The organism is Microcoleus sp. AT8-A3, assembly GCF_036705675.1.
Taxonomy (GTDB): domain Bacteria; phylum Cyanobacteriota; class Cyanobacteriia; order Cyanobacteriales; family Microcoleaceae; genus Microcoleus.
The window spans coordinates 31668-56484 of record NZ_JAUBVD010000021.1 but is presented as its reverse complement, the minus strand read 5'-3'; the positions used below and the strand labels follow the sequence as shown (position 1 = coordinate 56484).

General features: G+C 45.1%; 28 protein-coding genes. 21 read left to right on the top strand and 7 right to left on the bottom strand.

What is annotated here, in order from left to right; translation table 11 throughout:
- Positions 1-238: 238 nt before the first annotated feature.
- Positions 239-1354, top strand: coding sequence for a magnesium chelatase ATPase subunit I (bchI, locus tag QUB51_RS14640; RefSeq protein WP_333237961.1), 1116 nt, complete (start codon positions 239-241; stop codon positions 1352-1354).
- A 96-nt stretch (positions 1355-1450) separates the two neighbouring features.
- Entirely contained in the window at positions 1451-1984 is a 534-nt protein-coding gene (gene ruvC, locus QUB51_RS14635) for a crossover junction endodeoxyribonuclease RuvC (RefSeq protein ID WP_333054731.1), read from the top strand.
- 7 nt (positions 1985-1991) lie between these two features.
- Here ruvC and QUB51_RS14630 read toward each other — a convergent pair whose 3' ends face one another.
- Entirely contained in the window at positions 1992-2561 is a 570-nt protein-coding gene (locus QUB51_RS14630) for a Uma2 family endonuclease (protein WP_333054732.1), read from the bottom strand.
- Positions 2562-2822: 261 nt separating this feature from the next.
- Here QUB51_RS14630 and QUB51_RS14625 point away from each other — a divergent pair, with 261 nt between their 5' ends.
- A complete protein-coding gene (locus QUB51_RS14625; RefSeq protein WP_015179219.1) occupies positions 2823-3197 on the top strand; it encodes a hypothetical protein in 375 nt (124 codons plus the stop codon).
- 127 nt (positions 3198-3324) lie between these two features.
- Here the strand turns inward: QUB51_RS14625 and QUB51_RS14620 are convergent, their stop codons facing one another.
- Positions 3325-3594: a hypothetical protein gene (locus tag QUB51_RS14620; RefSeq protein WP_333054733.1), complete on the bottom strand. Its 270-nt coding sequence runs from the start codon at positions 3592-3594 to the stop codon at positions 3325-3327.
- Positions 3595-3814: 220 nt separating this feature from the next.
- Between QUB51_RS14620 and QUB51_RS14615 the strand changes: the two genes are divergently transcribed.
- The 3 genes from QUB51_RS14615 (at position 3815) to QUB51_RS14605 (ending at position 6163) form a co-directional block, all read left to right on the top strand.
- Complete coding sequence (locus QUB51_RS14615) at positions 3815-5038, top strand: hypothetical protein (protein ID WP_333208233.1); 1224 nt, start codon at positions 3815-3817, stop codon at positions 5036-5038.
- Positions 5039-5048: 10 nt separating this feature from the next.
- Positions 5049-5282 (top strand): hypothetical protein, encoded by a 234-nt coding sequence (locus tag QUB51_RS14610; RefSeq protein WP_333208234.1) that lies wholly within the window; start codon positions 5049-5051, stop codon positions 5280-5282.
- A 245-nt stretch (positions 5283-5527) separates the two neighbouring features.
- Positions 5528-6163, top strand: coding sequence for a restriction endonuclease subunit R (locus QUB51_RS14605; RefSeq protein ID WP_333208235.1), 636 nt, complete (start codon positions 5528-5530; stop codon positions 6161-6163).
- Positions 6164-6243: 80 nt separating this feature from the next.
- On the opposite strand, the gene QUB51_RS14600 is transcribed toward QUB51_RS14605, so the two are convergent.
- From QUB51_RS14600 to QUB51_RS14590, 3 genes are all read right to left on the bottom strand, one after another.
- Positions 6244-6579, bottom strand: coding sequence for a ribulose bisphosphate carboxylase small subunit (locus QUB51_RS14600; protein WP_333054737.1), 336 nt, complete (start codon positions 6577-6579; stop codon positions 6244-6246).
- Between the two features lie 44 nt (positions 6580-6623).
- The gene (gene rcbX / locus QUB51_RS14595; protein WP_333054738.1) at positions 6624-7034 is read right to left on the bottom strand and encodes a RuBisCO chaperone RbcX; all 411 of its coding nucleotides are present in this window, start codon (positions 7032-7034) and stop codon (positions 6624-6626) included.
- A gap of 136 nt (positions 7035-7170) precedes the next feature.
- Positions 7171-8601, bottom strand: a complete 1431-nt coding sequence (locus QUB51_RS14590; protein ID WP_333045238.1) for a form I ribulose bisphosphate carboxylase large subunit — start codon at positions 8599-8601, stop codon at positions 7171-7173.
- Positions 8602-9474: 873 nt separating this feature from the next.
- Between QUB51_RS14590 and QUB51_RS14585 the strand changes: the two genes are divergently transcribed.
- From QUB51_RS14585 to panB, 10 genes are all read left to right on the top strand, one after another.
- Entirely contained in the window at positions 9475-11232 is a 1758-nt protein-coding gene (locus QUB51_RS14585) for a serine/threonine-protein kinase (RefSeq protein WP_333208237.1), read from the top strand.
- Positions 11233-11315: 83 nt separating this feature from the next.
- Positions 11316-11693, top strand: a complete 378-nt coding sequence (locus QUB51_RS14580) for a hypothetical protein (protein ID WP_333054740.1) — start codon at positions 11316-11318, stop codon at positions 11691-11693.
- Position 11694: 1 nt separating this feature from the next.
- Positions 11695-12078: a toxin-antitoxin system TumE family protein gene (locus QUB51_RS14575; RefSeq protein ID WP_333054741.1), complete on the top strand. Its 384-nt coding sequence runs from the start codon at positions 11695-11697 to the stop codon at positions 12076-12078.
- Between the two features lie 90 nt (positions 12079-12168).
- On the top strand, positions 12169-12648 hold the full coding sequence (locus tag QUB51_RS14570) for a hypothetical protein (protein ID WP_333054743.1): 480 nt from the start codon (positions 12169-12171) through the stop codon (positions 12646-12648).
- 64 nt (positions 12649-12712) lie between these two features.
- Positions 12713-13513 carry a hypothetical protein gene (locus tag QUB51_RS14565; RefSeq protein WP_333233484.1) on the top strand — a complete coding sequence of 267 codons (801 nt, stop codon included), beginning with the start codon at positions 12713-12715 and terminating at the stop codon, positions 13511-13513.
- Between the two features lie 54 nt (positions 13514-13567).
- Positions 13568-14032 carry a hypothetical protein gene (locus QUB51_RS14560; RefSeq protein WP_333233486.1) on the top strand — a complete coding sequence of 155 codons (465 nt, stop codon included), beginning with the start codon at positions 13568-13570 and terminating at the stop codon, positions 14030-14032.
- Positions 14033-14185: 153 nt separating this feature from the next.
- Positions 14186-14602, top strand: coding sequence for an aspartyl protease family protein (locus QUB51_RS14555; protein WP_333103388.1), 417 nt, complete (start codon positions 14186-14188; stop codon positions 14600-14602).
- Positions 14603-14750: 148 nt separating this feature from the next.
- Entirely contained in the window at positions 14751-15017 is a 267-nt protein-coding gene (locus tag QUB51_RS14550; RefSeq protein WP_333054747.1) for a type II toxin-antitoxin system ParD family antitoxin, read from the top strand.
- Positions 15014-15313 carry a type II toxin-antitoxin system RelE/ParE family toxin gene (locus tag QUB51_RS14545; protein WP_333054748.1) on the top strand — a complete coding sequence of 100 codons (300 nt, stop codon included), beginning with the start codon at positions 15014-15016 and terminating at the stop codon, positions 15311-15313. The genes QUB51_RS14550 and QUB51_RS14545 overlap by 4 nt, the downstream gene beginning before the upstream one ends.
- A 20-nt stretch (positions 15314-15333) precedes the next feature.
- Complete coding sequence (panB, locus tag QUB51_RS14540; RefSeq protein WP_333054750.1) at positions 15334-16110, top strand: 3-methyl-2-oxobutanoate hydroxymethyltransferase; 777 nt, start codon at positions 15334-15336, stop codon at positions 16108-16110.
- Between the two features lie 61 nt (positions 16111-16171).
- On the opposite strand, the gene tatA is transcribed toward panB, so the two are convergent.
- A complete protein-coding gene (gene tatA / locus QUB51_RS14535; protein ID WP_333271011.1) occupies positions 16172-16402 on the bottom strand; it encodes a twin-arginine translocase TatA/TatE family subunit in 231 nt (76 codons plus the stop codon).
- A gap of 90 nt (positions 16403-16492) precedes the next feature.
- Between tatA and QUB51_RS14530 the strand changes: the two genes are divergently transcribed.
- The 4 genes from QUB51_RS14530 (at position 16493) to QUB51_RS14515 (ending at position 21136) form a co-directional block, all read left to right on the top strand.
- Entirely contained in the window at positions 16493-17230 is a 738-nt protein-coding gene (locus QUB51_RS14530; RefSeq protein ID WP_333208240.1) for a phycocyanobilin:ferredoxin oxidoreductase, read from the top strand.
- Positions 17231-17301: 71 nt separating this feature from the next.
- Positions 17302-18945: an HlyD family efflux transporter periplasmic adaptor subunit gene (locus QUB51_RS14525; protein ID WP_333260410.1), complete on the top strand. Its 1644-nt coding sequence runs from the start codon at positions 17302-17304 to the stop codon at positions 18943-18945.
- 182 nt (positions 18946-19127) lie between these two features.
- Positions 19128-20288, top strand: a complete 1161-nt coding sequence (gene devC, locus QUB51_RS14520) for an ABC transporter permease DevC (protein ID WP_333260413.1) — start codon at positions 19128-19130, stop codon at positions 20286-20288.
- Between the two features lie 125 nt (positions 20289-20413).
- Positions 20414-21136 carry a DevA family ABC transporter ATP-binding protein gene (locus QUB51_RS14515; protein WP_333054754.1) on the top strand — a complete coding sequence of 241 codons (723 nt, stop codon included), beginning with the start codon at positions 20414-20416 and terminating at the stop codon, positions 21134-21136.
- A gap of 17 nt (positions 21137-21153) precedes the next feature.
- Here the strand turns inward: QUB51_RS14515 and QUB51_RS14510 are convergent, their stop codons facing one another.
- Entirely contained in the window at positions 21154-22065 is a 912-nt protein-coding gene (locus QUB51_RS14510) for a hypothetical protein (RefSeq protein WP_333054755.1), read from the bottom strand.
- Positions 22066-22603: 538 nt separating this feature from the next.
- Here QUB51_RS14510 and QUB51_RS14505 point away from each other — a divergent pair.
- Positions 22604-24685, top strand: a complete 2082-nt coding sequence (locus QUB51_RS14505) for a DNA polymerase III subunit gamma/tau (protein WP_333054757.1) — start codon at positions 22604-22606, stop codon at positions 24683-24685.
- Positions 24686-24817: the final 132 nt, after the last annotated feature.

The following is a 24817-nucleotide window of genomic DNA, read 5'->3' as shown; positions in this document are numbered from 1 at the left end:
CCCAAAATTTGCAATCTACCCGCATTTAATTTACTGGTGATTTTGCTTAAAACTCCTGTGGGGAGTAGGGGTTGGGCATCCTGCCCGCCCAAAGATGCTATGCAAATACAGAAAAGCTTAGTTGCGCTTAGGTGTTGAAGTGGCTTTGTGCTTCGCGTGCACCCTACAAGTGCGATCGCCCCAGACAATCCCTTATCCCCTACAATAAACAAGCAATTATTATATTTTGAGTTATCCTGTGAGTCCTACTGCCGAAGTCAGCAATACCCTAAATGCGGGCGCCCTACCAACCGTTACCGCTACCGCAGCCCGCCGCGCTGTTTTTCCCTTCACTGCAATTGTTGGCCAGGAGGAGATGAAACTGGCGCTGCTGTTGAATGTCATCGATCCCAAAATTGGCGGAGTGATGATTATGGGCGATCGAGGTACTGGTAAATCTACCACAATCCGCGCCCTCACTGATTTGCTGCCGGAAATTGAGGTGGTGGCTGACGATCCTTTTAACAGTCATCCCAGCGATCCAGATTTGATGAGTGATGAGGTGCGCGATCGCACTTTATCTCAAACTGACATTAAAATCGCCCGCAAAAAAGTCCAAATGGTAGATTTACCTTTGGGCGCGACCGAAGACCGAGTTTGCGGTACGATCGACATCGAGAAAGCTTTGTCAGAAGGTGTTAAAGCTTTTGAACCGGGGCTTTTAGCTAAAGCTAACCGTGGCATTCTGTACGTTGATGAAGTCAATTTGCTCGACGATCATTTAGTCGATGTTTTGCTCGACTCCGCCGCCAGCGGTTGGAATACTGTGGAAAGAGAAGGCATTTCGATCCGCCACCCGGCTAAGTTTATTCTCATCGGTTCCGGGAATCCAGAAGAAGGAGAATTGCGGCCGCAGTTGCTCGACAGATTCGGGATGCACGCAGAAATTCGGACTGTAAAAGACCCGAATTTAAGAGTGGAAATTGTCGAACAGCGATCGAGTTTTGACCAAAATCCGCCGGAGTTTCTCGCGAAATATCAGCACGAACAAGATGATATGCAGCAGAAGTTGGTGGAAGCTCAGGAAAGGTTGAAATCGGTAACTATTGATCGAGAGTTGCGGGTAAAAATCTCCCAAGTTTGCGCGGAATTGGACGTAGACGGGCTGCGGGGCGATTTGGTGACGAATCGGGCTGCGAAAGCTTTCACGGCTTTGGAATGCCGCACGGAGGTGACTGTGGACGATATTCGCCGGGTGATGACTCTGTGTTTGCGGCACCGGTTGCGGAAAGACCCGCTAGAATCAATAGATTCGGGGTATAAAGTGACTAAAGTGTTCGATCGGGTATTCGGCCTAGAAACAACTGAGGGGTAATTGGTAATTGGTAATTGGAAATGGGTAATTGGTGGTGATGAAACCTTCCCCAAATTTTCATACCTAATTCCCCATTTCCAATTACTAATTCTGGCAATGGAAAAACGAATTTTAGGATTAGATCCGGGCTTAGCAAATCTTGGCTACGGGGCAATTAGTTGTCAAATTGTCCCCGGAAAACAAGATAAAAACAGCGTTTCCATGATTGATTGCGGCGTCATACAAACAACGCCAAAACAGGAAATGGGACAGCGCTTGAAAACAATTTACGACGATTTGCACGAGGTAATTGAACAGATTAAACCTGATATAGCAATTGCCGAAAAACTGTTTTTTTACAAGATGGGAAATACCATACTGGTAGCGCAAGCGCGGGGCGTTTTGACCCTAGTATTGGCGCAGTGTGGAGTGCCGCTGTTCGAGTTTACGCCGGCTCAAATTAAGCAAGCTTTGACGGGCCGCGGTAATGCGGATAAATCTGAAGTGCAAGATGCCGTGGCGCGGGAGTTGGAGTTGGGTTATATTCCGAAACCCGACGATGCGGCAGATGCTTTGGCGGTGGCTTTGACTGGTTGGTACGATGATGATATTTGTCCGAAGAAAATACAGTTGGAAACAGGAAAAATTTGATGCAATATCAAATCATCGGCAAATTAAGCACAAATCCGGGCAAGACATCTTCTCCCGATAAATTTACAGGAAATTGTACAATCTCTACTTGGCGAGAAGGGCGATAAATCTCAACTTGTTCGTCTAGAGGATTAATTAACCAACCCAAGCGTAAACCGCTGTTTAGATACTCCTGCATTTTCTCCTGCAGCGGCCGCAGCGGGTCTGGGCGCGATCGCAATTCAATGGCAAAATCAGGACAAATTGGCGGAAATTTCTCTTGTTCTTCTGCTGTTAAAGCAGACCATCTTTCTAGGCTAACCCAAGCCACGTCTGGAGCTCGATAGCCATTATTAGGCAAGCGAAAAATTGTAGAAGAACTAAACACTCTCCCTAGCTGCGTTTTACGGTTCCACAAGCCCAAATCTGTAATTAAATAGGCTTTTCGATTGCCACTGACTCCGCCTACGGGTGACATAATAATGATTTCTCCTTTAGGTGTCCGTTCAAATTGCCAATCTCGATTCATCTGGCATAAACGGTAAAACTGTTCATCTGTTAGTTCGACAGTATCTAAGTTTAAAATAATGGTTGTCATTTTTCCTAACTCCCTAGAAATATGAGTCCTGCAAACCTATTTTAGCCCCACATTTTGTCAATTTCAACATCACTCCTCATAGCCTGGACTTAAGCTTTAATACCAGGGCTTAAGCCCCAGCCCGACCATTGCGAAGTGCAAAATATTAGTTGAAAATGTAATTAAGTTCGATCGCCCAATTCCCATCTCAATCAAAAAATGCTATAATAGCCACTTTAATTGCTAAACTTATCCCACCAGCAAAAAACACAGGAAAATAATATGGTGATTATTACCTCACAACAAATTGCCCAATTTCGATCGCAATTAGCAGAATATCCCGAAGCCCTAAAAGCCCTAGACGCCATCGAAGATTGCGAAGGTAACATCGAAGATGCAGCGATATCTCTAGCAATTCAAGCCGGACAAGAACCGAATATCTCGGAAAATTGGTTAGACGGATTGGCTAAAAGATGCCGCGTTGCTATCTGCAAATCAGAGGTTAAAGAAGAGTTAACAAACGGACAATTGAATGCAGCATTTAGAGATTTAGTTGCCGCAAAAATTTGCCCTGATATTTTGGTGACTTCGGTGATTATTTATGTATTTAAAACTGGGGTAAATGATTTTTGTGAACCTCTCGAATATAAACTCTAAAGCCATAGCTGCATTTAAAAATTAGGTGACACAAAGCTATCCCAAAGGGTAGGGAATCGCCCTCATTTCTCAAAACATGATACAACGAGACGATCCTCTTCGAGGGCTTCGCTAACGCACTTTTTCTCTACCCCTGTCCACTACTGTACCCAGCCAGCATCAAATCCGGCGACAAACCCAAAGATTTCCCCAGCAAACGAGCAAGTTGCACTAAAAAATTAGCAGTATCTTCGTCACCTTCGCGGGCCATTGAAGCCGATATCTGGATTAGCATTTGCACAAATCCCGCATCAATTAAATCCGAACGGGAACTCAAAACTTCTGGTTCTTGGCCGTTGGGACAGGTAAGCACTCGCTCGATTAAGTTCAAATAAGCCTCTTGACGTTCTGGATTCATTTTGGCAGGAGCTTTACAGTAAATAATTTATTATTACGTTTAACTCAGTCCTGTCAATCAGGCGATCGAATAAGCGATCCCCGTTTTTACTCTAGGAACTCCATTCAGTCAGGAATAGACAGGAGTTTAAAGAAAATCTTAAGTTTTTCAATGCTAGTTTAGTCGAGGTATGGTGCGCCGAAAATCACCCTACTATTCAAGGGAATTAGGAATATAAAAAATGAAAATAGGAATATTTTTAGGAAATCTCGGAAACCCCGCCATCTACTATCCCAAACTCGCCACAATTACTGGCGGAGTCGCGGCGAGTATTTTTCTTTGCCAATTATTGCAATGGCAATCACAAAAGTCCAACTCCGGCGAATGGGTGAAAACTAAGAGCACAGAAATAGAAAAAGCAACGGGTTTAAATCAGGAAGAACAGGAATTAGCGAGAAAGCAGCTCAAAGTGCGATCGCTCCTGAAAGAAAAACTACCAAATCCCAACACCGACACCCTAGAACTCTGGGCGGACATTGACGCTTTGGAGGAAAAACTCAATCACTTTTGGACATCCAATCCTGCCGGAATTATACCACAGACAACCCGGGAAAACAACAATCACCCTGTAGAAATAATCCCCGAAACATCACCCCCAAATCATGTAGTTAAAACCGACAAATATTTCGGGCAACCCCGCCAGCAAATAGCCGTTGCTGTCACCCCGAATTACCGATTTAGCGGCCCTTGGAATTCCCAAGAAGAACTCCACAACTTTCAGCGAGCTTTAGAAGCATATGCTCAAGAGCATAATTTAGGATTTGGCAATCCTTCTGGATGGGCATTTAAAATTATTGACAGCATGACAAAAGGCTTAACCTCGACTTTTTGGGATGAATTTATCGCCGGAATCCCTTTAGGAGAAAGTCAGAAAGTCAAGCGGGATTGGGAAATCGAGCCGGAAGTGCCTTATCCCGCCTTTGAAGAGGAGCGAATTCAGTATTACGTGCACAAAGGCGAACCGCTGGAAGCAGCAGTCTCTAAAGCCCGTGCTGATTTGAGAAACCCGGTTTTGGGCAAAGATTTGTGGGAGGGTTTTTTGCGAAAGTGCGATCGTATTGCTGATGATGCACTCAAAGCAAAACAGCAGGGCGTTGACACACCATATCTGCCGTCTTCCTTCAACGAAAAACCGCAAATCACCAAGGATAGCGTTATGCGGAAGTTAGGGGCGATCGCCCCGCAATTTGCCCTCAATCAATCCACATCTGAAACAATTGCTGAACCACCAAAACTCGAACAAAAAGAGCCATCAACCGCCACCGAAATCCCCAGTATTTCCTCTTTGCAAAAAGCTTACAAAACTCCTCTAGGTCGAAGTCTAGTAGAAAAACAAATCGCTGCCAACCCAGAATGGGGCTACGAAATAGTTGACGGTGAAATAGTCGAATCAATTCCTTTTTAATGAGACGGATATGAAACGAATTAGCGATATCAATCCACTGGGAGAAGAGCGACCAAATCCTTCTGAGGAAGAGAGAGAAAAACTGCGGGGGGAGAGGTTGCAGCGAGAAATAGATGAAGGATATCAAAAGTTAGTTGAACTCTGCAATTTAGGCGAATATGATATGGCAAAACAGCTTGCCAACCGCAACTCTAATTGGGGTTATGAAATAGTTGATGGAATTGTGATGGAAAGGATAGATTAGGTTCGCAGTTATCCCATTTGTCACTTTCTTGGGCGGGCAAGATGCCCGCCCCACAAAAAAATTAATATGTCGTGGAACAGGCATCTTGCCTGTTCCTAAGAATATGAGCCGGCTCTCCGGCATACCCCACAAGAAACTTGATATGTTGTGGAACAGGCATCTTGCCTGTTCCTAAGAATGGTGCAAATTGACTACCGCAATGTCTATGTTATAATTATCACTAAAACTTAAATAACTATTATACAATGACAACTATTAATGCCAAAAACCTAACATTAGCAGAAGTACACCGTCTGTTCGGCTTTCAAAAGCAGTACACGAACTCATTTACCTCTCTGTTATCCTTTGAAGATATCACAGAACACGAAAAGGAGGAACTTATACAAATTAGGGATGATTTCGATGACTACATTTCAACTGATAGAGTTTCTGAAGGACTGGTAAAAGCTCTGACTACCTTTCCCCTAATGCGATTAGCTGGCTTCTACCGCCGCCCGATTAAAATTAGTTTAGAACAAGACATCGCTGAAATTAGCATTGAAGATGAAGATACTATCATTAAAGGACGGTTTGATATCTTGGCTGTCAACAGGATAAAACCTATCAGAAGCGATACATATTTTTGGGTTTTGGTGATTGAAAGTAAAAATTCTGGAATCAACGCATTGATGGGTTTATCCCAATTGCTAACCTATGCTTATCAAAATTTAAAATATCAAGACACAATCTGGGGCTTGACAACAAACGGAATGCACTATCAGTTCGTCCATATTCAGGGGGGCCACAACCCAACCTATCAGCTAATGCCTTTGCTAAACCTGATGGAGTCCGACTCTTCAATTTTGTTGCTGCAAGTTTTAAAAGCTATTTGTAAGCTATAAAAAAAGAGGCAGAGAAAATTCCCCGCCTCCAATCTGCAATGACTGTTAACCTAAAAGTTAGATTAGCCAGCCAATACTTTTTAGTAGCCTCTGGTGTTAGGCTTGTGGACGATGAAGCTGAGCACTTGGCATTGCTTCACGTTGTCAAAACCCATGACGCGGATGTAGCAGCTAGGATTTTCTTGACGGCAAGCTTGAACTTCTGTCATGATTTCTTGGACGCTGCGAGCACCAAACAAAGGCAACTTCCACATAGTCCAGTAGCGCATTTCAGCGGCAGAGGTTTCGTTGAATTCTACGCCGGGAATGTAGCCTTGATCCAGGATGTACTGGAGTTGCTTGGCAATTTGCGCGTCTGTCAGCGGGGGCAAATAGGACAGAGTTTCGTAACGACGCTCTTTAGGTAAAGTCTTCATTTTTGTATCTCTAAGGTGTGTGTTCGATCGCACTTGTCGATCGATTAACTCGACAAATTATCCAGATTCGGTTCAGAATCTATTGATGTTTCAGGATTACTGCTAGAAACAGACCAATTAAGTTGCGTAGTTCGCTCTAAATGCTGGCGTCTGTGTTCCATATTCGCCTGTTGAATGCCAGTACAAACCATTTCTGGCAAAAATTCCGTCACATCGTGAGCCAGATACTCTCGCACAGTCATGATCCGAAAGCCTAAATCTTGATTTTCCAAAAGCAACTCTTGAATATAAGCTTCTCCATCTTGGATTTTGCCCTTAGTGGAAAAGTCATTCAACCAGATTGCCAGAGGAGGATTGGTTTCGCTCAACTGAGCGACCACCATCCGCACGGATTGATAGGTTAGGTAACTTGCCAGCACCTTAGCGGTGTCTTTCGCAACTTGTTTGAGATCCATTTTGACCCCAGCTCCCTCAAATTTTAGATTTTGGATTTTAGATTTTGGATGCAAACTTACTTGTAAATCTTCTTCAAAGATAAAGACTTCCCAGCAAGTTTGCGACCTAAAACCTAAAATCTCAAACCAAAAATCCTTAAAGGGTATCCATTGCCTCAAACTCAAACTTGATTTCTTTCCAGAGTTCGCAAGCAACAGCCAGTTCAGGAGACCATTTGCAAGCTTCGCGAATTACGTCGCCGCCTTCGCGCATCAAGTTGCGGCCTTCGTTACGAGCTTGGACGCAAGCTTCCAAAGCAACGCGGTTAGCAGTTGCACCAGGTGCGTTACCCCAAGGGTGGCCCAAGGTGCCGCCGCCGAACTGTAAGCAGGAGTCGTCGCCGAAGATTTCCACCAAGGCTGGCATGTGCCAGATGTGGATACCACCGGATGCAACTGGCATGACACCAGGCATGGAGGCCCAATCTTGGGTGAAGTAAATACCGCGGCTGCGGTCTTCTTCGATGTGGTCTTCGCGCATCAAGTCTACGAAGCCCATCGTGATGCCTTTTTCGCCTTCGAGTTTACCCACAACTGTACCGGAGTGCAGGTGGTCTCCACCGGACATCCGCAAGCACTTGGCAAGCACGCGGAAGTGGATACCGTGGTTTTTCTGACGGTCGATAACTGCGTGCATGGCGCGGTGAATGTGCAGCAAAATACCGTTGCGGCGGCACCATTTAGCCAAGGTGGTGTTTGCAGTGAAACCACCGGTCAGGTAGTCGTGCATGATGATGGGGGTTTTGATTTCCTTAGCGAACTCAGCCCGCTCCATCATTTCTTCGCAGGTAGGGGCAGTTACGTTGAGGTAGTGACCCTTGACTTCGCCGGTTTCTGCTTGGGCTTTTTCAATAGCTTCTTGAACGAACAAGAAACGATCGCGCCAACGCATGAACGGTTGCGAGTTGATGTTTTCGTCGTCTTTGGTGAAGTCCAAACCGCCGCGCAGAACTTCGTAAACGGCACGGCCGTAGTTCTTAGCAGACAGACCCAATTTGGGCTTAATTGTACAACCCAGCAAAGGACGGCCGTACTTGTTCAATTTGTCCCGCTCAACGGTAATACCGTGAGGAGGGCCTTGGAAGGTTTTCAGGTAAGCGATGGGAATCCGCAAATCTTCCAAACGCAGAGCGCGCAGAGCTTTGAAACCGAACACGTTACCGACCAAAGAGGTCAGCAAGTTGGTGACGGAACCTTCTTCAAACAAATCCAAAGGATAAGCAATGAAGCAGATATATTGGTTGTCTTCACCGGGAACTGGTTCGATGTCGTAGCAGCGACCTTTGTAGCGGTCGAGGTCGGTCAGGAGGTCTGTCCAAACAGTCGTCCATGTACCTGTAGAAGATTCAGCAGCCACAGCAGCGCCTGCTTCTTCTGGGGGAACTCCCGGCTGCGGTGTGACGCGGAAGGCTGCCAAAATATCTGTATCTTTCGGCGTGTAGTCCGGCGTGTAATACGTTAGTTTATAGTCTTGAACTCCGGCTTTATACCCAGCCTTTGATTGAGTTTGGGTTTGCGCGTAAGCCATATCTCGCTTCCTAGTATTCGCTTAATTTTTTTGCCCGATCGCAGGCTGTTAAAAATATATCAACAAAGTGTCACTCTCAAATTTTAATATTCTTTTAATCATCATAAGTATTATTTATTTTGCTTTACATTAGGCAAATATTTGTAACATATCTTATGAAATACCAGCGACGAAGGATGCAGGAGGAAAGGCTGGGGATCGAAGAGATTTTGGATTTTAGATTTTGGATTTTAGATTGAGGAAACAGGAAAGATTAGTCATAAATACTTAATTTTATGGTGGAGATCGATTAAATTTGAGATTGTAAATTTTAGGTTGGGGGGAGGAAAAGTTAGTTATAAATACTTAATTTTAGGGTAGGAGATCGAGCTCAACTGCAATCGAGTATGCAATTATTTAATTGAAAATCCCGTGGGGGGCCAAGAAACCGGGTTGATGGGAAAAATTTGGGTATATTAACGAGAAATATAGCAAGAAACCGGGTTTCTGAGGTTGTAAAGCCCGATCGCGCCAACTCTGGCACAATCCAAAATCGAAAATCCAAAATCCAAAATCCCGTGGGTGGGCGAGAAACCGGGTTTCTACGAAAAATTGGTGCTAAACGAGAAATATACCAAGAAACCCGGTTTCTGAGGTTGCTGCTGCGATCGCGCCAACTCTGGCAAAATCCACAATCTAAAATCGAAAATCTAAAATCCCGTGAATCGGAGACCGCCAACTCAAAAATCGACAGCATAGCACATAATATGGACAGGACTTGTGCTCTCAAACCAAATCCGTCGTTACAGCCATTTGACCACGCTGAAAACCGGGTTTCTGCGTTAGCGGCGCGTAAGTCTACTATGGATATTTAGCCCCATTTTTACTCTGGTTGTGCCTCACCCCCCTTCAAAAGCCGTCCACTGCATCAATCCAGATTGCCCAAGGCCCTACCCTCAGACTTGGGGCAACAATTTTTGTCATAGTTGCGGAGCTCCCCTGCGACTAAAAAATCGCTACGTGCCTCTAGAAAGCCTCGGTTCCGGGGGTTTTGCAGCGATTTTCACAGTTTGGGACACAGAAACTGAAACCGAGCGCGTCCTGAAAGTGTTGCTCGAAACGGCCCCGAAAGCCCTGAAACTGTTCGAGCAAGAAGCTTGGGTTTTGGCACTTTTGCGGCACCCTGGCGTCCCTAGAGTCGATCCTGACGGTTATTTTCACGTCCAAACACAAAATTTTGCAGGCGGGGAGGGAAATCCTGCGGCGAAGCGGCTGCCTTGTTTGGTAATGGAAAAGATTCACGGCAAAACTTTAGAAGAAGTTCTCGACGAGCACCCTCAAGGATGTCCGCAGGAATGGGTGTTTAGTTGGCTGAGTCAAGCTGTGGAAATTTTAGAGGAGTTGCACAGGTGTCAGATTATTCACCGCGATATTAAACCCTCAAATTTGATGCTGCGAGACCCGGAATCGCCCCAAGTTTTGCTAAGCAAGGGTTTGGGCGGACTGCAATTGGTGACGATCGACTTTGGGGGAGTTAAACAGATGGGCGGTGTCGAATCCGTGGGGAAAGATTCTCGGAGTTCGACGCGGTTGATTTCGCCTGGGTACAGTCCGCCGGAACAAATTGTGGGCGGCGGTGTGGTGCCGGCGACGGATTTTTATGCGCTGGGGCGGACTTGCATTCATTTGCTGACGGGGAAGTATCCGGCCCAAATTGAAGATCCGATGACGGGTGAGTTGCGGTGGCGCCACATTGTATCTGTGAGTCCGCCTTTTGCGAATTTGTTGGACGATATGGTGCGATCGAACGTGCGGGAACGTCCGGCGACGGCTGGGGATGTTCGGGCGCGTTTGCAGGAGATTTATGCTAGGAGTAAGGGCAAAATTGCCATCGCCCCCATGGGTCAAGCTATTGTAGAATTCTGTCGGCAAATAGTGGTGGCGGGGGCGCAAAAAACGGGAAGTTTGACGGTTGCGCTGTTCGGCGCGATCGCCCAAATCGTGGTAGCTTCTCTGGATACTGGCTGGGAAATGGTGCTGGGTGCCGTTGGTGGAAGTGCGGGGGCGATCGGCGGTTTGGTTTTGGGTTATGCTTCGCCTATTGGCCCGGAAATTGCCAGTTTTCTGAATGAAGGTTTGCAGCAATTAATTCCTAATATGACTTTCGCTGTCGGGCCGGAAGTGCTGCTGTTTGGATTTGCGGGATTGGGAACTGCGATCGGTTTGACTGATGCGGGGAGTTTTCGCCAGCAAAAACAGTATTGGCTGTCTGGATTGATGGGAGCTCAGGGTTATTTGTTGGCGGGTTTGTGCTGGATGGAAGCAACAGCTTCTAGTGGTGTGCAGGGGGTTATTTTGGGAGCTTTTGCGATCGCCTCTATGACTGTGGGAATGGGTTTGCGGAGCCATCAATTAGTTCACGCTTTGGTAGTGGCTGTTTTCTCTACGGGAATGTTTCTGTTTCTGAATGCGTGGAACATTTTTCCGGGGAGTTTCTTTGGGATTTTGTCACTGTCTAACGTTACCTTCGGCTGGCTGCAAGTTTGGGGCTCAATTGTGTTTTTTGGTTTGTTGGGAAGTGCGATCGGGCTTTGTTTGGGAGTTAGTCATTATTTAGTTGTGCCGGTGCTCAGGTGGTTGGGATGGAAGTAATGGTTATGATTGTTTTGCGTAATATCAATTCCAATGCCACCGGATTTGGTATAATAATCTAAGCTTCAAAAGGAGTCACAAGAATGGCTGAAATCAAAATCATCTGTGAACGCCCAGACTCAATCCTGCGTTTCGTCACAGATGCGATTACTAAAGAGTTACAATTACTCGCCGATGGAATTAGAGTCACTGAGGAGAGATTGAGAGAGTTTGAAACTCAATATCAATTTTCCACTCAAGAGTTTTTAAGCAAGTTTAGCAATGATGAATTACATCATAGTCCCGACTTTGATGAGTGGATTGGTGAATCTAGGATGCTGAAGAGATTGCAAGATAATGCTAAGGAATTAAACAGTATTGAATTTTTTGTAACGCCGCAGTCCCGGCGGTATGGCACTATAGCCACAATCACCGCCGATTTAGCCACAGCTCAATTAGTGAGTGAAATGAGGGAGGCATAGTTTGTTCATTGAGGAGTATTTTGAGCAAATTCGGGAGGCTATTGCTGCTTGTACAGCAGTTGAGTCTTTTCAACTGACAGAAGCCAAACGTGATAGTTATACCGGGTTTTTGCGGGGGAGGGTTTACTTTCCAGATGGCTCATTACTTCATCTGCGCGAGTTTGTCTATGTAATTACAGAAGTTGAGCGGGATATGTATTCATATCACTATGTTAATTCGTCGGAAAATCTAATTTTTCGTTATGATAATGCTGACCATAAACCTAAGTTGAATTTACCTAATTTACCTCACCATAAGCATGAAGAGAGTGAAGAAAATATTGTGGCCTCTTCCGCACCCACGTTAGCTGAAGTGTTACATGAAATCAACAGGTTATTGTTGTAATATGTTCATAAATACCAAAGAAACCGGGTTTTTGCGGAGTCTACGGACGGTAACCAAGTATTTTCATGAAAACCCGGTTTATAGACTCTTATGCTAATCAAGTCGCTGTCAATTAAACCCGTCTCCAGATTATCAATAATTTGTGCGATCGCGATCGCCCTTGTCCTCAGCAGCCCCAATCTAGCCAAAGCCGAATCGCGAGAACAAGCCGTCGATCGATTGACTGATTTCTTATTCTACAGGGTTAATCCTCAGTTAAACAATCGCAAACTCCATGGGGGCGATCGCGAATATAGCAATCAATGGCGGAGATTGCGCGAAGCGATCGATCCGCGAGTTAAGTCGGTACAAGAAGTCTGTTTTATGCCAGCCCCAGAAGAGACAGGATGGGAATTCACGACAATTAACGGCGAAACCTACGAGCAAACCTACGATTTACTTGCAGATACAATTTTTTACAGCCGCCATCCTCAACGAACCGGACAGCCCATTCCCAAAAGCGATCGGATCGGCATTAGTGAATGGTCAGCAATTCGACGCGAAATGTATATTTCCAATTGTGGATTGTGAGACTCGATCGCCTTACGCCGCAAGCAGCATTGATTGTAAAAAGAAAGGTTTTAAACCGATGAGTATGAAAAATTGGATATGCGATCGCACTCTTGTTACAACCAGAATTATTGCAGCCTTGATGGGACTAATCGCCATTGGATCTACAAGTTTGGCCGATGCTGCCACACAGCAACAACTTCCCAGCCTAAATAGTGCAAACATCGATACAACAACTAAAAAAAATCACCTGAATCATCCAGAAGAAAATTCAACTATCGAGGCTTTGAATAAAAAAGTTCTAGTCAGCCTTGAAACTTCTGTAAATGCCCCCAAAAAAATCCCTCTTCAACAAGGTATGCCATACAAAGAGGCGCGTCAAATCCTGATTAAACAAGGGTGGCAGCCAAGCTTACAAAGTCAACCTAACCTCAGAGATCGTTCGGTTAAAGAGCTATTTGATTTAGGATATAAAGAGATTAAGGATTGTTCTGGTACAGGAGAAGGGCCTTGTCGTTTTGAGTTTATCAATCAACAAGGAGAACTGCTAGTTATAGTCGCTACAACAAGAGGTTCTGAAAATACAAAACGTTTTGTGAGGAATTGGTGGATTGAGAAAAAGACAGATAGCAATCAACAAAAATCGTCATCAAACATAATTCAAGAAGGTCGTTATTGGTTGGGAGGTTCGGCTCAGGGTTTAGAGGTAAAGGGAAAACAATATCGATATTATGATGAGTCTAATATCGACCGACCGTGGCAACCTCTATCTGAGTTACAATATATCACAAAAGGCGTTGTGTTTGATGGAAAAAGTTATTGGTGTTTATCTACTCTCGCACCTAAAACCGGAGGAATTTCTTGTTCTAAAGATGGATGGAAATAAAAGATTTATTGGCAGCTATATCTGGGATATTGATAATTTTTATTGGGTTTAATCGTGCTAACTAAATCACTTTCACTTAAGTCAAAATCGAAGTTTTTAGGGTTGTGTGCGTTAGCTATAGCCCTTGTACTCGCTGGTTCCAATCTAGACATTGCTACAGCGCGCGATTATGAATCACGCACTCAAGCTGTGGATAGGTTTACGGATTGGTTTTTTTATAGAGTGAATCCTCAATTAGGAGGTCGCAAATTGCGTTCTGACGATTCTTCTGCCTACATCCGCGAATGGAATGCTATTCGTAATACAGTCGATCGAGAAATGATTACTACACAAGGAGATTGCGTCGGTGATGCTTTCTGGGACTTCGATTATCGTTATCATGGGCGATCGCTAGATCGGATTGCAGATACAATTTGGGATATCCGCGATCCATCGGGTGACAAAACTCGTGCAGATGTTTCTAAACAAGAATGGCAGAAGCTTCGTAATTCAATAATTAGAGAACATTTTTGCTATTAAGTTGCCATATTTCTCAACCCAATTTAAAGAATAAAGAACAACAGCGCTTTTAGTTACAAATATTGTTAAAATGTAAAATAGGCAACCTCGATTGTAGATCGTTTAGTCGAAAGGCAACGGCAACATTCTATAGCAAAACAAAAGGATAAAAAAATGGGCCGAGTCACCGCAACAATAACCGTCACCAATCACATCGATGAAATTCTGGGAGAAAGAGGGTTCATCCCCGCAGAGCAAATACGCTCTATCACCATCGATAACGTCTTAGTCGATACAGGCGCAACTCGACTCTGCTTACCAGCAGATATTATCAGTCAGTTGGGTTTGCCCATGCTAGGCGAAATCGACGGACATACGGCAATAGGAACCAGAAAATTTCGTCTATTCAAAGATGTCACTCTTGCCGTAGCTGGACGAGAAGGCAGGTATGATTGTGTAGAAATTCCCGCAGGAGAAGAACCTTTACTCGGCTTAATTCCCCTCGAAGATTTGGGTTTAGAACCGGACTTGAAAAATCAGCGGTTGATTGTTTTGCCTGCGGAGGGAATGCAAAGCTATATTCGGGTGTAAAATCTAAATTATTAACGTTAAATGCTGGCTATACCTACATGAGAGCTTACTTGTCTCTGATTCATTGTTTAAAATCCCGATCGCAAAATTTGATAGTTTTTTGTTATTATGGGAAATAGTAGTTGACTCAAATAGGTGACTCAACGTAATGAACATATCCTTAACTCCCGAACTAGAGCAGTTTGTTCAGTCAACAGTCAACAACGGTAGATACTCATCAGCTTCTGAAGTGGTATGGGCTGCGTTACGATTGCTAGAACAACGAGAAATGGAACGCTTGGTGCGTTTAGAGGAACTCCGCAAGGAAATAATGATTGGAATTGAAGCTTCCGATCGCGGAGAGGTTTTTGATGGTGAAGAAGTGTTAAGAGAACTGCGTGAGGAGATTCAGCAAGCCGATGAGGGTGAAAAATGAGTCGATACACTTTGAGTGCCCCCGCCAAGCAAGATTTAAGGGAACTCACGAACTATCTGTTGCAGTTTAGCGCCAATGCAGCCAACCATTTTCTTAATGTTTTTCAGGAAAAATTTCGTTTATTAGCAGATTTTCCAGAAATGGGGCGCAGTCGTGAGGAATTAGCACCGTCTCTACGCAGTTTCCCTGTAGATAAATATGTAATTTTTTACCGCGTTATTAAAAATGGTATCCAAATTGAAAGGGTGTTGAGTGGTTATAGAGACTTTGAGGATGTTTTTGTAGAAGACAGATAATATTATATTTTTGCACTAAAATGTCAGTCACTACTCATCAATTAATTCAGTGGAAACAACAAGGGCGGTCAATTGTTGCCCTGACAGCTTATGATTATGCGATCGCCCAACTCATCGATCAAGCCGGCGTAGATATCATCCTAGTCGGCGATTCCCTCGCCATGACAGTCTTAGGCTACGAAACAACCCTACCGCTAACCCTCGATGAAATGCTGCACCACGCTAAAGCAGTGCGCCGTGGAGTTAAACAAGGATTAATTGTGGTCGATTTGCCGTTTTTGACTTACCAAGAAAGTCCCCAGCAAGCCATGCACTCGGCGGGGAGAGTTTTGAAAGAAACCGGCGCTCAAGCTGTAAAATTGGAAGGTGGATATCCAGCAATGGCCGCCACAGTTTCGCAGCTAACATCCGCCGGAATTCCGGTGATGGGACACGTCGGTTTAACTCCGCAGTCGGTACACCAACTCGGTTATAAAAAACAAGGAAAAACAGCCCAAGCAGCCGATCGCATCATAGCAGAGTCGATCGCCCTTCAAGAAGCAGGTGCCTTTGCGATCGTCTTAGAACACATTCCCGCAGACTTAGCCGCTCAAATTACCCAAAAATTAACTATTCCCACCATTGGTATCGGCGCCGGGCCGCACTGCGACGGTCAAGTTTTAGTTACTTCCGATTTGCTGGGACTTTCTGAAAAACAGCCGCCTTTTGCGAAAGCTTACGCGAATTTGCGAGAAACAATTACCCAAGCTGTGAAAGATTATTCCCTTGAAGTTAGAGAAGGCAAATTTCCCGAATAGGTTCGTAGTGAGCGCTTGAACCCTTAAAAATCAGGACTAAAATCCTCACTACAAACCTAATTTACACTTTCGGCTGACCCTCTTCCTCTTTATCCTTCTCAACAGCTTCATCCTCAGATTGACCAACCCCTTCCTTAAAACTCCGCAGCGTTTTACCCAAAGCATTTCCTAACTCAGGAATCTTCTTGGGGCCGAAAATTAGAATAGCGACTACCGCAATAATGCCCATTTCGGGCAATCCCAGACCAAACATACACTCATCTCCTGTAAAACTTGCTCGATCGTAAGTCAATCTACTGATATTGTTAAAGTATCTACGTTTTTTCCTGCATCCTGCAAGAGTAGAATCAAGTTTTATTAAGCTATCCCCCGATAAATAGGAATGTTAGAAATATCCCAGCCTTCTCTGCGCGAACAACAGCACCATCTCATCCGCGATTTAGCAGACCGGATGGAAGCAGTATGGCACCGCTATCTCGACCTCGAACCCTACCACCTGCCCGCTGAGTTGGGATACGTAGAAGGGCGCTTGGAAGGAGAAAAACTGATCATTGAAAACCGCTGCTATCAAACGCCCCAGTTCCGCAAAATACACCTCGAACTCGCTAAAGTCGGGCCGGTACTTGACATACTGCACTGCGTGATGTTTCCCAGACCGAATTATGCTTTGCCGATGTTCGGTACGGATATAGTAGCAGGCAAAGGCCAAGTTAGCGCCGCGATCGCAGACCTTTCTCCCCTCAATCCCGATCGAACTTTGTCGGAAACCTACCGAACCCAACTGGAAAGTTTGCAGATAGACCAATTTTCTTGTCCCCGCCAAATTCCCGAATGGGGGGATATTTTCTCAGAATTTTGTCTGTTTGTGCGGCCAGAGTCTCTCGAAGAAGAAACTCGGTTTCTGGATATTGTTCAATCCTACGTTGAAATTCACTGCCAACAGGCAGTCGCTTGCGAACCAGTCTCTGCCGCAGAAGGATCGAAAATTCTAGACGCTCAAATTTACTACTGCACCCAGCAGCAGCAAAACGACAAAACCCGCCGCGTACTCGAAAAAGCTTTCGGTCAAGATTGGGCAGAACATTACATGACCGAGGTGCTTTTTGATATCCCTAAATAGCTGAAATTGGTTTACAATACTTCATAGTGGGTGGAAAAAACTTAATCAGGAAATCACCTACTTTATAAGTAATGGTAAAGGAATCACGGGTTAAGGATAAATCATTTTTAAAACCCCCAGGGCGAGGAGTCATCGGTTTAGCGATCGCCGCCACTGTAATTACCACAGGAGTCGGTTTTTGGCAAGTATCTCAAATTAGAAAAGCCGAAGAGTTAAAGGCGGCGGCTGCAACGGCGGCTGCAACTTCCGTCGCCACCCGCAACAGCGTTACCGCTTTGGGTAGGTTGACTCCCCAGGGGGAAGTTATCAAATTGTCGGCCCCTTCGGCGTCGGAGGGAGCAAGAATTGAACAGTTGCAGGTGGAAGAGGGCGATCGAGTCAGTCAAGGACAAATCATAGCAGTTCTCGATACGCGCGATCGGCTCCAAGCAATCCTCCAACAAGCCGACAAAGAAGTCAAAGTCAAACAAGCAGAATTAGCGAAAATTCAAGCAGGCGCAAAAACAGGCGTTGTCGGCGCCGGGAAAGCAGAAGTTGCCAAGTTTGAAGCACAAGTGCAAAGAGAAACCGAAGCCGAAGCCGCCAATGTCGCCCGCTTAGAAGCTCAACTGCGAAGAGAAACCGAAGCCGAACAAGCTAACGTCGCCAAATTCGAGGCCGCGCTGCAAAGAGAAACCGAAGCGGAACAAGCTAATCTTGCTAAATTTGAGGCACAACTCCAAAGAGAAACAGAGGTGCAGCAAGCCAAATTGGCTAGGTTAGAAGCTCAATTGCGGGGCGAAATTGCCTCTCAAAACGCTACAGTCGATCGGCTAAAAGCCGAATTAACCAACGCCGAAGCCGAGGAAAAACGCAATAAAGAACTCTCCGAAACAGGCGCAATTTCTGCTTCCGCCTACGACACCAAACGCTTAGCAGTAGAGACGGCTCGCCAGAGAGTCAAAGAAGCGCAAGCTATATTAGAAAAAACCGTGCAAACACTGCAAGAGCAAATAGTCGAAACGAAAGCAACAATCAAACAAACAGTAGAAACAGGCCAGCAGGAAATCAATCAATCGCGAGCCAATCTCAAACGCAAGTTAGAAACAGGTAGGCAGGAAATTAACCAAGCCAGAGCCACCTTAAATCAAAAGATAGAAACAGGACGAGAACAAATCAATCAAGCCGAAGCAATACTCAAACAAAAAGCAGAAACTGGCCAAGAAGAAATAAATCAAGCCAAAGCAAATCTCGACCAAATTGCCGAAGTCCGTCCCGAAGACGTGCAAGCAGCCGAAGCCGCCGTAGAAAGTGCGATCGCCGCCAAACAAAAAGCTCAAGTAGACTTAAACTTAAGTTACATCAAAGCACCCGTATCCGGCTACATTCTCAAAGTTCACAGCCGACAAGGAGAACGTGTCAACACTCAAGACGGCATCGTAGAACTAGGCGGCACCGATCAAATGTACGCCGTAGCAGAAGTTTATGAAACCGACATCGCCAAAGTGCGAAACGGCCAGCGCGCAGCAGTCACCAGCCCCGTTTTTGCAGGCACTCTAGAAGGGACAGTCGCTCGCATCGGCAAACAAATCGGTAAAAAAGATGTCCTCAATACGGACCCCGCCGCCGACACCGACGCAAGAGTTATCGAAGTTAGAATTCGCCTCGATCCGGAATCGAGCAAAAAAGTTGCAACCTTAACAAACTTGCAGGTTGAAGTTAAAATAGATATCTAAATTTTACGTTGACCAAACTTACGCATGGGCACTCAAGAAACCGCGTTTTTTACCGAGATTAAGGGTGTGAATCAAATATAAGGGTAAAAAACCCGGTTTCTCAACACCCGTGCTTAAATCCTAAAATTATTCAATCCAAAATCCCCAATCTAAAATCTAAAATCTAAAATTGATTGACTCTTATGGCAAAAATACCGCTAGCTTGGGCACAGTTAACTCGCGAAAAAATGCGCTTAGTAATCGCGCTAGCCGGCATTGGATTTGCCGACTTGCTGATGTTTATCCAGTTTGGATTTAGAGATGCGCTGTTTGAAAGTTCCATCAGCTTTCACTCGCAATTAAAAGGGGATATTTTTATCACCAGCACCCAGTCAACGGCTTTAATAGCCATGAAAAGCTTTCCCCAACGGCGTTTGTATCAAGCTTTAAGTTTTAATGGCGTTACCGGAATCAGCCCGGTATATCTAGGCTTTGGTTTGTGGAAAAATCCCGCACCAGACAAAAACAATACCCGCCAACTGATGATAATCGGTTTTGACCCCAATCGTCCCATCTTTGAGCTGCCGGAAGTTAGGGATAATTTGGACAAAATCAAAATTTCAGATGTCGTTTTATTCGATCGAGCTTCCCGCCCGGAGTTTGGGCCAGTAGCAGACTATTTCAACCAGGGAAAGCCTGTGGAAACTGAAATAGACAACCGCCGCGTTACTGTAGAGGGGTTATTTACTCTAGGAGCATCTTTCGGTGCTGATGGCAATATTATTACCAGCGATTTGAACTTTCTGCGGATTTTTAACAGTAGAAGAACTAGAGGCTTAATTGATGTCGGAATTGTTCACTTGCAGCCGGGAACTGATGTCAAGGCGGTTATTGAAAAAATGAGGGCAACTTTACCACAAGACGTGACTATTGCTTCTAAAGAAGAGTTTGTAGCTTTTGAGAGAAAATATTGGGAGGAAAGCACGGCGATCGGATTTATTTTCACTCTCGGCGCGGCTATGGGATTTATTGTCGGCATCGTGATTGTCTATCAAATTCTCTATACTGATGTTACTGACCATTTGCCAGAATACGCTACTTTGAAGGCGATGGGATATAAAGACAGTTACTTTTTGAGTGTGGTTTTTCAAGAGGCTTTAATTTTGGCAATCCTGGGCTATTTGCCCGGACTTGGGATTTCTGTGGTGCTGTACAATTTAGCGAGAACTGCTACGAGTTTGCCGATGTACATGACTTTGGGGAAAGTTGTAACTGTGTTTGTCATGACAACAGTCATGTGTTTTGTATCGGGGGCGATCGCGGTTAGGAAGTTGCAGGCGGCAGATCCGGCGGATATTTTTTAAGGAAGGAAGGCACGACACGGATTCTGACACGGATACACGGATTAAAGAATGAGGAATTATGAAATAAAAAAACACTCATAACTCATAACTAATAACTAATAACTAATAACTAATAACTAATAACCATGAACACTCTACCAGTTGTCTCAATTAAAAATCTAAACCATTCTTTCGGCGAAGGTCAACTTCGCAAACAGACATTATTTGACATCAACCTAGAAATTTATCCGGGCGAAATCGTGCTAATGACGGGGCCTTCGGGGTCTGGTAAAACAACATTGTTAACCTTGATTGGAGCTTTGCGATCTATCCAAGAAGGTAGTCTGAAAATTCTCGACCAAGAATTGCGGGGAACGCCGAAAAATAAATTAGTACAAGTCCGTCGCGACATCGGTTATATTTTCCAAGCTCATAATTTGCTGAAATGCTTGAGTGCTAGGCAAAATGTGCAAATGTCCCTCGACCTACACAACCATCTTTCTAACAAAGAAACTAATGATAAAATAGAAGGGATTCTGGAAGCTGTGGGGTTGGGAGACAGAATAGATTATTACCCAAGCAGTCTTTCGGGCGGCCAAAAACAAAGAGTTGCGATCGCCCGCGCATTAGTCAGCCAGCCGAAATTAGTATTAGCAGACGAACCCACAGCAGCACTAGACAGTAAATCAGGTCGAGATGTGGTAGAAATCATGCGAGGTTTAGCCAAAGAACAGCACAGCACTATTTTGCTTGTCACCCATGACAACCGCATTTTAGACATAGCCGATCGCATTATTCACATGGAAGACGGCTACCTCGCACAAGATACATCAACAGCGGCTGCCACAGGCGTTCTTTCGGGAAAATAATATTAATCCACCTCAACTTATTTCCGAGAACCGGGACGCTTTCCTCCTACCTTGGCAGGACTTTTTGTTGCACCTTTGGCTGGAGTTTTAGAACTACTTTTGCCGTTTTTTTGGCCTTTCGCTCCTGTCAACTGGCTCTCAAGGTCATTTGCAGGTCGGCCCGCAGGCGTTCTCGTAGTCCTAAAGGTAACATTCACCCCTTCATTCGACTGTTCCAGCACCAACATCGGCGTCGGCTTGGCTTTTTGATCCCACTCAATATGAACGATGCGACCTTGAATTGTCGGCTGCCAACTGTCGTGGTCGTCTGAAGGACTCAGATAAGTTTCCAAACAGTCAATAATTTGATTAATTGTCGCTGATGTAGCCTGAGTCGGCAGTTTCATCAGCTTAATTTGAATCCGAAACAGCACTCGTTTTTCTATTTTTACCGCCGGATCGCCAGTTTCGTATTCGATATCAAACATCGAATCCACTTGCCTGCCACTGCCGGCATTCCCGTTTTTATCTCCCACTGCAGCCTGAGTCGGACGCAGGGCAATACTAATTTTCTCTTTGACTTTTACCTTAATCTGATTCACAATGGCAAAGTGAAAGACTTCTTCCGCCATTCGCATTCTCAGGTAGTCTAAATTAAAGTCTCGCGAGTGGATAAGGTCGGGATTCTTTTCCATCTTTGACATGGTTTCCAGAGCCATTTTGTATTTTTTCTGGAGTTCTCGATTTCTAAACTCCTCAAACTTGAGCTTTTTGCTCAAATCGTCGAGTTTTAGCTTGGTAAACACAGCTAAACCGATAAGCAATAACAACAGTAATCCCGACGCTCCCATGAAGAGTTGGTCTGAGGACGGATCTCCGGGTTTAGCCTGTTTAGGTTTGGGAGAGGCTACTGCCAACCTTGGTTCTACAAGGATTATTTGGGTTGACATGGGCTTTTAAAGGGTAAAATTTGACGCTATATTTATACAGGACTCCAGAGTAGAGCTGGTAGTGCAACTGGATCAACCAACATTGACATCATTCCACCATCATCTTGGTACAACTGGATTTCTGCAACTGGAACACGCACCCTCTAATTAATACTTTATCTTTAACTGCAAGCAGGTTTCCGAAATATCGGAAAATCGTGCGCTGGTACTGGCCAATAGAAATGGTGAATTGTCTGTAAGATATTATACCAATACAGCTAAAAAAAATGTTGGTTCGGGGGTCTCCTTTTCTAGAAAAATAAAAAGAAATACACATAAATTAATACTAACTCTGGAAGCGAGCTGCGGAAAACATCAAGCAGAACAGTCGATCGCCCGGACGATCGAGGGGCGGACATTGAAGAGTGCTAATTCCTACTGTTGGCTCACTCCCCCCGTGCAAGCCCACCGGGCGGCTTGCTGTGAGAGTCTAGCTCTCTTTGCGATCGAACAACGTCTCCTTAGCTAAGATTACAGCTAATACCACCAATATTCGATCGTGACCTACGAACCCCTGCACCACAAATATCGCCCTCAGACATTTGCCGAATTAGTCGGTCAAGAGGCGATCGCCCAAACCCTCACCAGCGCCATCCTACAAGAGCGCATAGCACCAGCATATCTATTCACCGGCCCCAGAGGCACCGGTAAAACCTCCAGTGCCCGAATTTTCGCCAAATCCCTCAACTGTATTTCTACGGTAGCCCCCACCCCCACACCCTGTGGCAAATGCAACGTTTGCCAAGAAATTGCCCGAGGTTCGACACTAGATGTCATCGAAATTGACGCCGCCAGCAACACCGGAGTAGATAACATTCGGGATTTGATTGAACGAGCTCAATTTTCGCCCGTACAGTGCCGCTATAAAGTATATGTAATCGACGAAGTTCATATGCTCAGTACCCAGGCATTTAATGCCTTATTGAAAACATTAGAAGAACCGCCAGATCGCGTTGTATTCGTCCTCGCCACAACCGACCCACAAAGAGTATTACCAACTATTATTTCTCGTTGCCAAAAGTTCGACTTCCGCCGCATACCACTCGAAGCAATGATTGCTCACTTGCACAAAATTGCCCAATTAGAAAACATCAATATTGCCAGTGATGCAGTACAAATGGTTGCTCAAATCGCCCAAGGAGGTCTGCGAGATGCCGAAAGTTTGCTCGACCAACTGAGCTTATTTCCCGGTCAAGTAACAGTCGAAAAAGTTTGGGATTTAGTCGGTGCGGTTCCCGAAAATGATTTAATGGATTTGCTGCAAGCTATTGATACAGATAACGCTACAGCATTAATAGACATGACTCGTCACCTAATGGATCGCGGTCGGGAACCGCTAATCGTGCTGCAAAGTCTCGCGAGCTTTTACCGAGATTTGCTAATAGCCAAAGCTGCCCCGAAACGGTCAGATTTAGTAGCTTTAACATCGGCCACTTGGGAAAAACTGGGGGATTTTGCCCGCAATTGGGATGCCGAGTTGATTTTGGCCGGTCAGAAACATTTGCAAACCCACGAAGTGCAAATTAAAAACACCACTCAGCCGCGTTTGTGGCTGGAAGTAACGCTGTTGGGATTATTGCCATCAGCAATTAGAACTCAGCAGCAACCAACAGCCGAACCAGCGAAAAATGTTGCTCAACCACCACAAAATTACCCCCCCCAACCAAGGGCGGGCACGGGGGCACCGCCCCTACAATCGGGAGGAAGTCAAACATCTAATATTGAACAATCTTCTGTTCCCAATTCGCAAAATCCTCCGCCGCAGTCGCCGCCTGTGGCTAATCGAATAGAAAACACACCTCCTGCAGCGATTCCTGCACCTGCACCAACTGCGGAAACGAATCAAACAAATTATTCCCCGGCTAATTCAGGCGATGAAATCGATTTAAATCGAGTGTGGGAACAGGTACTTGACCGCGTGCGGCCCCATGGAACTCAATCGCTGCTTCGTCAACATGGACAGCTAGTAATTTTTAGCAATGATACTGCTTATGTTAAGATTAGTTCGCAGCCGTTGCTCAATATGGTTAAAGACAAAGTAGCTAATATTGCAGAAGCTTTTTTGCAAATTTTTAACCGTCGAGTAACAGTAAAGGTGGGCTTGACAAATCCCGCTGAAACTAATAGTTCCCGCACCAAGAATTTGCCAACTTCTAACGGACGTGGTGGCGAAAATGCCAGCAATTCTCATCCTGCGGATGATGCGGGCCAACAGGTGCAGAAGTCGGCGGCTTCTGAGATTACAGATGATTTTTTGGGGAAGGGTAGAGAAGAACAAAAACACCCGCCTGCGACTGAAAATACCGCTGTTAATGTGCCGGCAATTTCCGAATCGCGATCGCCCACAAACGGTTCTACAGACTCTCAAACTGACTTTAACGCTCAGGCTATAGCGGTGCGTGATGACGCGCGAGATGTCGCGAATAGGGCTAGGCAATGGGCTGATATGTTTGACGGGCAAGTAGTCGATTTGTCGGATGACTTGGAGATTTGGGAGTCGGAAACTTTTAGATTGGAATCTGAACCTGATTTTTCCGAGTTATCTTCTGAGTTAGGTGAGGATGATTTTATTGATTGGTAAATGAGAATTGGGCATTGGGCATTGGCTTGATATGATATCAATTTCGGTTGCACTCTTGGAAATGATAGAGGAGACGGCAGTGCCATCTCCCTACAATGTTATTTTGGGTAGGGAGACGGCACTGCCGTCTCC